Genomic DNA, 12,060 nt, shown 5'->3' with positions numbered 1-12,060 from the left:
GTGAGCACTGCTGGTACATGGCCGGAACCGGGCCGTACGGCGCCGGGGACCGGCCGGGCGAGAGTGTGGGGGGATTTCCCCTGTGGGCTCAGCGCCCCGTCTTGGGATCGAAGGCGTCCCGCACCGAGTCGCCGAGGAGGTTGAAGGCCACGACGAAGATCACCATGGCCACTCCGGGGAAGAGCATGTAGTACGGGTCCTGCTCCACGGTGTTGGCGCCGATGGCGAACATCCGCCCCCAGTCGGGCGTGGGTTCGACGTAGCCCACACCCACGAAGGAGAGGAACGCGATACTGAGGATGGTGGCGGGCAGCATGAGCGTCGCCTGCACCAGCGTCGGCGTGACGATGTTGGGCAGCAGCTCCTTGCGGATGATGCGCCAGGGCGAGGCCCCGGAGATCCGCGCCGCCTCGATGAACTCCCGGTCCCGCAGGGAGAGCGTGGCGCCACGGACGATCCGCGCCATGCTCATCCAGCCCAGGAAGGACAGCACGATGATGATCGCGCAGGTGCGCACATAGGTGGGCGTCTCCTTGTCCGGGGCGACGAACACCGTGGTGATGACGGGCATCGCGGCGACGAAGAAGAGCTGGCTGGGCAGGGCCATGAAGAAGTCGGTGATCCGGCCGAGCCAGTAGTCGATCTTCCCGCCGAAGTAGCCGCCGGCGAGGCCGATCAGCACACCCAGCACCGTCATCAGGATCGTCGCGGCCAGCGCCGTGGCGAGCGAGGTCCGGATGCCGTACAGCAGCTGCGTGAACACGTCACGGCCCAGACCGGGCTCGACGCCGAACCAGAACTCCCCGTCCATGCCGCCGAAGGGCTTCGCCGGCATGGTGAACATGTCGAGGAGCTCCGGGTTCTCCTGACCGTAGAGGGTGTACGGGTCCTTGCCGTACACCTTCGAGATCAGCGGGGCGCACGCGGCGGCCACGAAGAAGAAAATCACCACACACGCGGAGACGACTCCGGTACGGTCGCGCTTGAAGCGCTGCCACATCAACTGGCCGGGGGAACGACCCTCGGGCTGCTTTTCACTCTTGGCGACCGCGTTTTCGGTGGTCGCCGCGAGCTCAGGGTCCAAGACAGCCGCGGACCCGGAGTCCTCGGCCTTGATTGGACTGGTCATCGTGTTCGTCCCCCGGGGGGTTGGAGAGTCGAGCGCAGCACAGATACCGGCAGGTTCTGTGGTTTGGGGGAACTTTCGCCAAGACAGTCAACGCGCGTCAAGGGCGGAAGGCATAGGGATCTCCCTACCGTTCATATTTTGAGCGAAAATTGCAAAGATTGACACCTACGCGCGCTTGACACCTCTGGAGAGAAAACGGCAATTCGGACAATTAGGTACAGCTTTTTCTTTACATGTCCGAAACGTGTTCGCGCGCACTCCGATATCCGAACGCGTCCTCCCGGCTCCCAGGAGTAACAGAGGGCCCACGGGCTCGCGAAGGCGGACCCTCCGGCGGCCCCGTACCATGGGGTGAGGCCGAGGCGTGTTCAGCCCGGCAGGGCCCGCACACCACAGACGCTCGTGCGGGGCATTCCTCAGCACTCCGGGAGTACGCCTTTTATGGCCACGCGCCACGACATCCGCAACGTCGCCATCGTCGCCCACGTCGACCACGGCAAGACCACCATCGTGGACGGCATGCTCAAGCAGGCCGGCGCCTTCGCCGCGCACCAGCTCGACTCGGTCGACGACCGCATGATGGACTCGAACGACCTGGAGCGTGAGAAGGGCATCACGATCCTCGCCAAGAACACGGCGGTGAAGTACCACCCCAAGGACGGCGGGGAGCCCATCACCATCAACATCATCGACACCCCCGGCCACGCCGACTTCGGCGGCGAGGTCGAGCGCGGTCTGTCGATGGTCGACGGTGTGGTGCTGCTGGTGGACGCCTCCGAGGGCCCGCTGCCGCAGACCCGCTTCGTGCTGCGCAAGGCGCTCCAGCAGCGGCTGCCGATCATCCTCTGCATCAACAAGACGGACCGTCCGGACGCCCGCATCGACGAGGTGGTCAACGAGACCTACGACCTCTTCCTCGACCTGGACGCCGACGAGGAGCAGATCGAGTTTCCGATCGTCTACGCCTGCGGCCGGGACGGTGTGGCCTCCCTCACCAAGCCCGAGGACGGCACGGTCCCGGCGGACTCCGACTCGCTGGAGCCGTTCTTCTCCACGATCCTGGAGCACATCCCGGCCCCGACCTACGACGAGGGCGCCCCGCTCCAGGCCCACGTCACCAACCTCGACGCCGACAACTTCCTCGGCCGTATCGCCCTGCTCCGCGTCCACCAGGGCGAGCTGAAGAAGGGGCAGACGGTCGCCTGGATGAAGCGCGACGGGTCCGTCTCCAACGTGCGCATCTCCGAGCTGATGATGACCGAGGCGCTCACCCGCAAGCCCGCCGAGAAGGCCGGCCCCGGTGACATCTGCGCCGTCGCCGGCATCCCGGAGATCATGATCGGCGAGACCCTCGCGGACACCGAGAACCCCGTCCCGCTGCCGCTGATCACGGTGGACGAGCCGGCGATCTCCATGACCATCGGCACCAACACCTCCCCGCTGGTCGGCCGCGGCGGCACCGGCAAGGGCGCCGACAACAAGGCGGCCGTCAAGGACCGCAAGGTCACCGCCCGCCAGGTCAAGGACCGCCTGGACCGCGAGCTGATCGGCAACGTCTCGCTGCGCGTCCTGGACACCGACCGCCCCGACGCCTGGGAGGTGCAGGGCCGCGGCGAGCTGGCGCTGGCCATCCTGGTCGAGCAGATGCGCCGCGAGGGCTTCGAGCTCACCATCGGCAAGCCGCAGGTCGTCACCAAGGAGATCGACGGCAAGGTCCACGAGCCGGTCGAGCGCATGACGATCGACGTCCCCGAGGAGCACATGGGCGCGGTCACGCAGCTCATGGGCGTCCGCAAGGGCCGGATGGACAACATGTCCAACCACGGCTCGGGCTGGGTGCGCATGGAGTTCGTGGTGCCCTCCCGCGGTCTGATCGGCTTCCGTACGGAGTTCCTGACCCAGACCCGTGGCACGGGCATCGGCCACTCCATCCACGAGGGCCACGAGCCCTGGTTCGGCACGCTCACCACCCGTAACAACGGCTCCCTGGTCGCCGACCGCGCCGGCGCGGTCACCGCGTTCGCGATGACCAACCTCCAGGAGCGCGGCGTGCTGTTCACCGAGCCCGGCACCGAGGTGTACGAGGGCATGATCGTCGGCGAGAACTCGCGCTCCGACGACATGGACGTCAACATCACCAAGGAGAAGAAGCTCACCAACATGCGGTCGTCCACGGCCGATGTGGCCGAGTCGATCGTGCCGCCGCGCAAGCTGTCGCTGGAGCAGTCCCTGGAGTTCTGCCGCGACGACGAGTGCGTGGAGGTCACCCCGGAGGCGGTCCGCATCCGCAAGGTGAACCTGGACGCCCGCGAGCGCGCCCGCGCCGCGAGCCGCGCCAAGCACGGCTGAGCCTGACGCACACGAGAAGCGGCACACCCCCGACGGGGTGTGCCGCTTCTCGTCCGTGCGGCGTCAGTCGCCGGCCGACGGCCCGGCGCTCTCCGCGCCCGGCCCCCGCGCCGGCTTCTTCAGGAAGCCCATGTCCTCGTACACCGGTGTACGGAATCCGAACGCGCCGGCGTTGGCCAGGTTCTTGCGGGCGGCGGTGAGCTGGGGGCGCTGGTAGAGGGGGATGGAGCCGGCCGCCGCCCAGATGCGGGAGTCCGCCTTGCGGAGCAGGGCGCGGCGTTCGGCGGCGTCGAGCGTGGTGACGGCCTGGTCGAAGAGCTGGTCGACCTGGTCGGTGCCGACGCGGGTGTAGTTCTGTTCCACGTTCAGGGAGCCGTCGGCGGCCGGGACCGGTTTGGCGTGGACGGGGCGGGCGTCGGTGGCGGGGTAGGCGGTCGCGGGCCAGGAGTACAGGGCGAGGTCGTACTCGCCGGACGCGATGTGGTCCTTGAAGTAGCTCTCGTCGTCGACCTTGGTGATCTTCGTGCCGATGCCGATCCGCTCCAGCATCTCCGAGATCCGGCCGGCCACGGTGCGCAGCGTGTCCGAGCCCGGCCCTGAAGGCAGGACGAAGCGGAGGGTGAGCGCCTTGCCGTCCTTGGCGACACGGACGTTCTCGGCCCGGGCCGGGGCGGCGGTGCCCTTGGGGGCGTAGGCGCCGGGGGCCCCGCCCTGCTTCAGCTGCTTGGTACTGGTACCGGAGTCCCGCGGGGCCTTGTCGTCCTCCCCGTCGCCGCCCCGCTCCAGGCGCCCGGCACCGGTGCCTGAGCCCTGCGGGGCCTTGTCGTCGCCACCACCCCGCTCCAGACGCCCGGCACCCGTGCCGGAGTCCCGCGGGGCCTTGTTGTCCTCCCCGACGATGTACGTGCCGTCGTCGCCGCCCTCGGACTCGGTGTCCTCCTCCGAGTCCCCGCCCTTCTCGCCCTCCGAGCCGGCCGCCTCCTCCTCCTCGTCCTTCTCCTTCTTCACCGGGCCGCCCGGCACCCAGCCGGCGTCCGCGAGCAGTGCCCGTGCCTCCTTGGCGTCCTGCTCGCCGAGGGCGCCGCTGCCGTCGGCGTAGGCGGCCTGGCCGGACAGCGCGAGGTGGCTGCCGAGGGGCTCGGCGGGCAGGCCGAGCGGTTTCAGGACCGCCTCGGCGATGGCCTTCCGGTCCAGTGCGCGGGCCACGGCACGGCGGACCCGCTCGTCGGCGAGGGGGCCGTCGGCGCCGTTGAGGGCGAGCTGGGTGTAGGCGGGCTCCAGTGACTTGCGCACCTCGAAGCCGGTGAGGGCCTTCTGCTGACGGGCGTACTTCGCGGCCTTCTTGCGCAGCTTCTTGCGGGCGGAGATCTCCTCGTCGGCGGCCTCCTCGTCGGAGCCGTTGGCGATGGCCCAGGAGCGCAGCGCGTCCGCGGCGGACTGTTCGGCGCCGGGGCCCATCAGGGGGCTGCTCGCGCTCCGCGGCAGCGCGGCGGCGGTGATGCGGCGGACGGCGGCCGGGTCGATCTCGGCCAGGTCGACGGTGCCGGCACTGAGCGCGGAGATCCGCTCGTCGCGGGGCACGGCCCGCAGCACGATCGTGGAGAGCCTCGCCGGGTCGCCCCACCAGCGCGTGCTGCGGGTGAGGGTGACCTCGTCCTCCTCGGTGTCGACCTTCTTCACCGTGAAGGGCCCGGCGGTGACCTTCAGCTTCTTGCGGGCCCCGTCGTTGAAGGAGTCCGGGGTGCCCATGACCTCCTTCGGGTACAGCGGCGTGAACAGCGACTTCCAGTCGGCGTAGGGACGGCTGAAGGTGACCTTGACCTCCAGGTCGTTCTTGCCCCGCTCGATCTTCTCGATGCGGTCGTAGCCGGCGTTGCGGGCGGTCCAGTAGGCGGTGTCCTTGCCGGACAGGGCGCGCCACTGGGCGGCGAAGTCGGCGGCGCCGATCTCGCGGCCGTCGCTCCAGACGGCCTGCTGGTTGAGCCGGTAGAGCACCACCTGTCTGGGCTCGGTGTCGACGACCTCGGCGGACTCCAGGTAGTCGGGGTTGCGCACCGGCCGGCCCCGGCCGTCCATCCGGTACATCGAGGGCAGGACGGCCTGGGCGATCCGGGTGGTGGTGGCGTCGGCGTCCGACTGGAAGGTGTTCAGGGTGTCCGGGACGGTGTCCACGGCCCAGCGCAGGGTGCCCCCGTCGGCGATCCCGGACCGGTCGGCGCGTGCGATGTCCGCTCCCGCGAGAGGCTTGCCCGCCGGGTCGTCGGAGCCGCATCCGGCCAGCGCGGGCACCGCGAGCACGCCAACGGTGAGGAAGGCCAGCGAGCGCAGAGCCGCGCGCGGGCCGACGCCGTCGTGGGACATCTCTGGGTACCTCCGGGAAGCCGCGGGCGTTACGATCACTTTTGGTGGTATTTGGAGCTCATCCGATGTACGCGGCCCACTGAAGAGGAAAGGGTTCGGCAACTCAGGGCGACACGGCGGCCACGGGTGTCAAGCCCACCCGTGCGGCGCAAAGCACCGAAGAGTGCACCCGTGCGCCTCGGCCAATCGATGCACATCCCTTCACAGCGCAAGGTGTGACGCGCAACACTCGCAGGCGCATGAACGTTGCCGCCTTGGGCCTGAAGGACCCGCGGAAGTGAGGGCAAGTCATGTCCGTGCACGACGAACTGACATCGGTCCAGCGCTGTCTCGACGACCTGATCCGGTCGGTGGGGCGCCTGGAGAAGGAAATGGGCAGCGGCGGCCTGGAGATGCGCCGCGTCCGCGCCGACACCAATCACCTGCGCGAGAGCGTCGCGCTGCTGCGGGAGACGGCCCCCGCCGTCGCGGCCGCGCAGAAGCGCCCCGATCTCGTGACCATCTCCGACACGCCGTACGACCCCTCGCTGTGGGTGGACACGGACGACGAGGGTCTCGGCGCCCGCGATCGTCGCGCCCCCTGACCCCCCGCCGATCGCGGCGCCCCCCTGACCCCTACCGGAGCGGACAAGTGGCCACTGGCACGGAACCTCCTGCCACCGAACCCCATCCCCGAAGCGGCGGTGTGAGAACCGGTACGCGTGCCGCGATCGCCGCACCGCACCTGCGGACCGACCGCTGGTGGCTGGCCCCGGCCGCCACCGCGGCCGGGCTGCTCGCCTTCGTCGTCTACTCGACCTGGCGGGCCTTCGCCAACGCCGACTACTACGCGGCGCCGTACGTCTCGCCGTTCTACTCGCCGTGCCTCGCGGAGAACTGCGAGCCGATGAGGGCCGGGCCGAACTGGGAACTGTTCGGAAGCTGGTGGGGCATCTCGCCGGCGATCATCATCCTGATCTTCCCGCTCGGCTTCCGGCTGACCTGCTACTACTACCGCAAGGCCTACTACCGGGGCTTCTGGGCGTCCCCGCCGGCCTGCGCGGTGGCCGAACCGCACGCCAGGTACACCGGGGAGACCCGCTTCCCGCTGATCCTGCAGAACATCCACCGGTACTTCTTCTACGCGGCGATCCTGGTCGCCGGCATCCTGACCTACGACACCGTGCTCGCCTTCCGCGACGAGCACTACAACTGGGGCCACATGGGTCTGGGCACCCTGGTGTTCCTGGTCAACATCGCGCTGATCTGGGCGTACACCATCTCCTGCCACTCCTGCCGGCACATCGTCGGCGGGAAGCTGAAGCACTTCTCCAAGCATCCGGTGCGCTACCGGATGTGGCAGGTGGTGGGCCGGCTGAACGCCCGGCACATGCAGCTCGCCTGGGCGTCGCTGCTGAGCGTGGCGCTCGCCGACTTCTACGTCTACCTCGTCGCGTCCGGTGTCTTCGACGATCCGCGCTTCTTCTAGCTGGGGGCTGTGACTGATGTCCGTGGTCGACCGACAGGAGTGGGACGTCGTCGTGGTCGGTGCCGGCGGCGCGGGCCTGCGCGCCGCCATCGAGGCGCGCGAGCGGGGCGCCCGTACGGCGGTGATCTGCAAGTCGCTGTTCGGCAAGGCGCACACCGTGATGGCCGAGGGCGGCATCGCGGCGGCGATGGGCAACGCCAACGCCGGGGACGACTGGCAGGTCCACTTCCGCGACACCATGCGCGGCGGGAAGTTCCTCAACCAGTGGCGGATGGCCGAGCTGCACGCCCAGGAGGCGCCGCAGCGGGTGTGGGAGCTGGAGACCTGGGGCGCGCTGTTCGACCGTACGAAGGACGGCCGGATCTCACAGCGCAACTTCGGCGGCCACGAGTACCCGCGCCTGGCGCATGTGGGCGACCGCACCGGCCTGGAGCTGATCCGCACCCTCCAGCAGAAGATCGTCGCCCTCCAGCAGGAGGACTTCCGCGAGACCGGGGAGTACGAGTCCCGGCTGAAGGTCTTCCAGGAGTGCACGGTCACGCGCGTGCTGAAGGACGGCGAGCGAAGCGAGATGGGGGTCCCCCCGGCCGAAGGCTGGGGGAGGGTCAGCGGCGTCTTCGGGTACGAGCGTGAGTCCGGCCGCTTCTTCGTCCTGGAAGCGCCCGCCGTGGTGATCGCGACCGGCGGCATCGGCAAGTCGTTCAAGGTGACGTCGAACTCGTGGGAGTACACCGGCGACGGGCACGCGCTGGCGCTGCTGGCCGGGGCCCCGCTGCTGAACATGGAGTTCGTGCAGTTCCACCCGACCGGGATGGTCTGGCCGCCGTCGGTGAAGGGCATCCTCGTCACCGAGTCGGTGCGCGGGGACGGCGGGGTGCTGCGCAACTCCGAGGGCAAGCGGTTCATGTTCGACTACATCCCGGACGTCTTCAAGGAGAAGTACGCCGAGTCCGAGGACGAGGGCGACCGCTGGTACGACGACCCGGACCACAACCGGCGCCCGCCCGAACTGCTCCCCCGCGACGAGGTGGCCCGCGCGATCAACGCCGAGGTGAAGGCGGGGCGCGGCTCCCCGCACGGCGGGGTCTTCCTGGACGTGTCCACGCGGATGCCGGCCGACGTCATCAAGCGGCGGCTGCCGTCGATGTACCACCAGTTCAAGGAGCTGGCGGACGTCGACATCACGGCGGAGGCGATGGAGGTCGGGCCGACCTGTCACTACGTGATGGGCGGCATCGCCGTCGACTCCGACTCGGCGGCGGCGCGCGGGGTGCCGGGGCTGTTCGCGGCCGGTGAGGTGGCCGGCGGGATGCACGGCTCCAACCGGCTCGGCGGGAACTCCCTGTCCGACCTGCTGGTCTTCGGACGCCGGGCGGGCCTGCACGCGGCCGAGTACGCGAGCGGGGCCGGGTCCGCGCGGCCCCGCGTGGACGACGCACAGGTCGCCGCGGCCGCCGCGGAGGCCCTGCGCCCGTTCTCCGCGGAGGGCGCGGAGCCGGACGGGGGGCCGCCGGAGAACCCGTACACCCTGCACCAGGAACTCCAGCAGACGATGAACGACCTGGTCGGCATCATCCGCCGCGAGCACGAGATGGAGCAGGCCCTGGAGAAGCTCGCCGAGCTGCGGGCACGGGCCCGCCGGGCCGGCGTCGAGGGGCACCGGCAGTTCAACCCGGGCTGGCACCTCGCCCTGGACCTGAGGAACATGCTGCTGGTCAGCGAGTGCGTGGCCCGGGCGGCGCTGGAGCGCACCGAGTCGCGCGGCGGGCACACCCGTGAGGACCACTCCGGGATGGACCGGTCCTGGCGCAACGTGAACCTGCTGTGCGCGCTCAGCGACCCCACGGACGGTCTCACGGACGCCGCCGACGCGGCGCGCGGCCGGATCGCCCTCACCCGTGAGACCACCGAACCCATCCGCCCCGACCTGCTCGCCCTCTTCGAGAAGGAGGAGCTGGTCAAGTACCTCGCCGAAGAGGAGCTCTACGAGTGAGCAGCTACGAGGCCCGCTTCAAGGTGTGGCGCGGGGACGTCGAGGGCGGTGGCCTGGAGGACTTCGCGGTCGAGGTGAACGACGGCGAGGTGGTCCTCGACATCATCCACCGCCTCCAGGCCACCCAGGCCCCCGACCTCGCCGTGCGCTGGAACTGCAAGGCCGGCAAGTGCGGTTCGTGCTCGGCGGAGATCAACGGGCGGCCCCGGCTGCTGTGCATGACCCGGATGTCGGTGTTCGAGCGGGACGAGACGATCACCGTGACGCCGCTGCGGGCCTTCCCGGTGATCCGGGACCTGGTGACGGACGTCGGTTTCAACTACACCAAGGCCAGGGAGGTCCCGGCCTTCGTACCGCCGGCCGGGGTCGGTCCGGGCGAGTACCGGATGATGCAGGAGGACGTGGACCGGTCGCAGGAGTTCCGCAAGTGCATCGAGTGCTTCCTGTGCCAGGACACCTGTCATGTGGTCCGCGACCACGAGGAGAACAAACCGGCGTTCGCCGGGCCGCGCTTCCTGATGCGGGTCGCGGAACTCGACATGCACCCGCTGGACGCGGCCGAGGACATCGGCCTGGACCGGGGCCGCACGGCCCAGGACGAACACGGCCTCGGCTACTGCAACATCACCAAGTGCTGTACGGAGGTCTGCCCCGAGGGCATCAGGATCACGGACAACGCGCTGATCCCCCTGAAGGAACGGGCGGTGGACCGCAAGTACGACCCGCTGGTGTGGCTGGGGTCGAAGATCAGGAGGCGTTAGGGCGCAGCCAGCCCTCCCGGTACTCCTTCCAGTTCGTCTCCGTCGCCGCGAAGTCGATGTACGGGGCGACGCCGAAGAGCTCCCGGTCGGGGTCCGTCCGGGAGAGGCCGAGGCGGGCGCCGCGGACGGCGGCGGCGACGGTCTCGGCGTGGCCCCAGTGGTCGAAGTTGCTCTCGTGGTAGAAGGGCAGGCCGATCAGCAGGTGGGTGGTGGGCGGGGTGACCTCCAGGGCGAGGGAGGTCTGCTGGGCCACGAAGCCGCCGTAGGTGCCCTCCAGGGGCTGCGCGGTGTCGTACGTCATCACGGCGATCTGGTCGACGCGCCGGGCTACCTGGCCGAAGAACTCCTGCGACCACCACTTGGGGTGTTCGGTGAAGACGCCGAAGACGGAGTGGAGGGCGGGGAGCGGGTCGATCTGGTGGGCGGCCACGGACAGTTGGGCGTCCCGGGCACGGGTGACGGCGCGCAGGTCGTCCAGGAGGGAGAGGTAGTCCCGGTCGTCGGAGTGCAGCGGCTCCAGGTCGAGGTGGACGCCGTCGTAGCCCACGTCCAGGACCTGACCGGCGCTGCGGACGACTTCCGCGCGGGTGGCGGCACGGTCCAGGTGCAGGCCGTCGGGGCCCCCGTTGGCGAGGACGTCCCCGAGGAAGGCCTGGACGCGGACACCGGGCAGCTCGCGGTGCACGGCGTCGATCAGCCAACGGGCGCGGGGGTACTTGGACTTCGGCAGGGTTCCGTCGTGCTCCAACGGCCCGGAGTGGACGTACAGGTCACGGATCCCGGTGTCCTCGAGGCGGCGGGCCAGCGCGGTGACGTCGGCGTCCTTCTTCCGCCCGTCGACCCAGGCGTGCCCCAGCCACATGGCGTCCCGGTCGCGGGTGTACGTGCCGTCCGCAGGGTCTCCCATGTAGTTGACGCGCAGGGCGGTCTCGGCGGCGAGAAGGGGGACGATCAGGAGGAGCGCGACCGCGAGGACGGTACGCCTGACCCAGCGGACCCAGGGTCTGCGGCGTGTACCGGTCCGCCCGTCGGGGGCTGCCGCGGAGTCGCCGTCGGCCGACTCCCGCGGGGAGCCCGCATCGCCCGCTCCGACCGGCCCCGACGGGGAAGCCTCACCCGGTGCGCCCGTCGGCTCGGCACGCGAGGGCACGCCAGGTGGTGAGCCGCCCTCGGCCGTGTTCCGCCGGGGAGCCTCGTCGCCCGCGTCGTCCGGGGTGCTCACGCCGACCGGCTCCGGTGAGGGAATCCCGCCCTCCGTGGCTTCCGGTGCGGCGTCGGGGGTCGGTTCCTGGGACGGGTCGTCCGCCGTGGTCGCCGGTTTCTGCGGCTCTGTGCGGTCCATGCCGGCTCCCCTTCGACTGTCGACTCCCGTTGGGCAGCCGCGTGGTTGATGTTGAGGGGGAGGACGAGGGGAACGGGTGTTCCGGTTGCGATCATGTGGCGCGGGGCGCCCGCCGTATGTGCTGGTGGCCGTCGAGGGGGAAGGCCGGCGGGGCGGCGGGGAGCAGGCCGGACAGGACGAAGCCGCTCTTCTCGGCGACCCGGCAGGAGGCCGTGTTGTCGACCTGGTGCAGCAGGTCCAGGCGGGTCAGGCCCTCCCGGGCGAAGGTGGTGAAGGCCCAGTCGGCCAGGGCCGCCAGGGCTCGCGGGGCCACTCCCCTGCCCCGCGCGTGGGCCGCCGTCCAGTAACCGACCTCGGCCGTGGCGGCGGTCGCGGCCGGCCGTTTGAGTACGACATGGCCCGCCGGCCGGGCGTCGGACGCCTCCGTCTCCTCCACGGCGAACGCGAGGCGTTCGCCGGTCTCCCAGCCGCGCCGCTGCTCGGCCACCCAGCGCGCCGCGCTCGCCACGTCGTGCACGGGCGCGCTCGCCCAACGGCGCATCGCCTCGTCCTCGTACAGCCCGGCCAGGACGGCCACGTCCTCGGGCGCCCAGGGGCGCAGGGTGAGGGGACCGGCCGTCAGGCGTACCGGGGCGGTCGGGGTGATGTGCATGGCGC

At 70.3% G+C, this 12,060-nt stretch carries 9 protein-coding genes; 5 read left to right on the top strand and 4 right to left on the bottom strand.

What is annotated here, in order from left to right; genetic code table 11:
- Nucleotides 1-88: 88 nt before the first annotated feature.
- Complete coding sequence (locus tag AMK33_RS09225; RefSeq protein ID WP_073932292.1) at nucleotides 89-1,129, bottom strand: ABC transporter permease; 1,041 nt, start codon at nucleotides 1,127-1,129, stop codon at nucleotides 89-91.
- Nucleotides 1,130-1,570: 441 nt separating this feature from the next.
- Between AMK33_RS09225 and typA the strand changes: the two genes are divergently transcribed.
- Nucleotides 1,571-3,478: a translational GTPase TypA gene (gene typA, locus AMK33_RS09220; RefSeq protein ID WP_073932291.1), complete on the top strand. Its 1,908-nt coding sequence runs from the start codon at nucleotides 1,571-1,573 to the stop codon at nucleotides 3,476-3,478.
- Nucleotides 3,479-3,541: 63 nt separating this feature from the next.
- Here the strand turns inward: typA and AMK33_RS09215 are convergent, their stop codons facing one another.
- On the bottom strand, nucleotides 3,542-5,839 hold the full coding sequence (locus tag AMK33_RS09215; protein ID WP_073932290.1) for an ABC transporter family substrate-binding protein: 2,298 nt from the start codon (nucleotides 5,837-5,839) through the stop codon (nucleotides 3,542-3,544).
- A 290-nt stretch (nucleotides 5,840-6,129) separates the two neighbouring features.
- Between AMK33_RS09215 and AMK33_RS09210 the strand changes: the two genes are divergently transcribed.
- From AMK33_RS09210 to AMK33_RS09195, 4 genes are read left to right on the top strand one after another with little or no spacing between them, the layout of a single operon-like run.
- Nucleotides 6,130-6,423 (top strand): hypothetical protein, encoded by a 294-nt coding sequence (locus AMK33_RS09210; RefSeq protein ID WP_073932289.1) that lies wholly within the window; start codon nucleotides 6,130-6,132, stop codon nucleotides 6,421-6,423.
- A 47-nt stretch (nucleotides 6,424-6,470) separates the two neighbouring features.
- Nucleotides 6,471-7,307, top strand: coding sequence for a hypothetical protein (locus AMK33_RS09205; protein ID WP_073932288.1), 837 nt, complete (start codon nucleotides 6,471-6,473; stop codon nucleotides 7,305-7,307).
- Nucleotides 7,308-7,323: 16 nt separating this feature from the next.
- A complete protein-coding gene (locus AMK33_RS09200; protein WP_073932287.1) occupies nucleotides 7,324-9,300 on the top strand; it encodes a fumarate reductase/succinate dehydrogenase flavoprotein subunit in 1,977 nt (658 codons plus the stop codon).
- On the top strand, nucleotides 9,297-10,061 hold the full coding sequence (locus tag AMK33_RS09195) for a succinate dehydrogenase/fumarate reductase iron-sulfur subunit (protein WP_073932286.1): 765 nt from the start codon (nucleotides 9,297-9,299) through the stop codon (nucleotides 10,059-10,061). The genes AMK33_RS09200 and AMK33_RS09195 overlap by 4 nt, the downstream gene beginning before the upstream one ends.
- Here AMK33_RS09195 and AMK33_RS09190 read toward each other — a convergent pair.
- A complete protein-coding gene (locus tag AMK33_RS09190) occupies nucleotides 10,048-11,403 on the bottom strand; it encodes a glycoside hydrolase family 18 protein (RefSeq protein ID WP_235618027.1) in 1,356 nt (451 codons plus the stop codon). The two genes, AMK33_RS09195 and AMK33_RS09190, sit on opposite strands and share 14 nt — an antisense overlap.
- 91 nt (nucleotides 11,404-11,494) lie before the next feature.
- On the bottom strand, nucleotides 11,495-12,055 hold the full coding sequence (locus AMK33_RS09185; protein WP_073932285.1) for a GNAT family N-acetyltransferase: 561 nt from the start codon (nucleotides 12,053-12,055) through the stop codon (nucleotides 11,495-11,497).
- Nucleotides 12,056-12,060 lie beyond the last annotated feature (5 nt).

Origin of the sequence: Streptomyces sp. CB02400 (genome assembly GCF_001905725.1) — a bacterium.
Taxonomy (GTDB): domain Bacteria; phylum Actinomycetota; class Actinomycetes; order Streptomycetales; family Streptomycetaceae; genus Streptomyces; species Streptomyces atrovirens.
The sequence above is the reverse complement of the archived record's forward strand: the minus strand, read 5'-3'. Positions and strand labels throughout refer to the sequence as shown.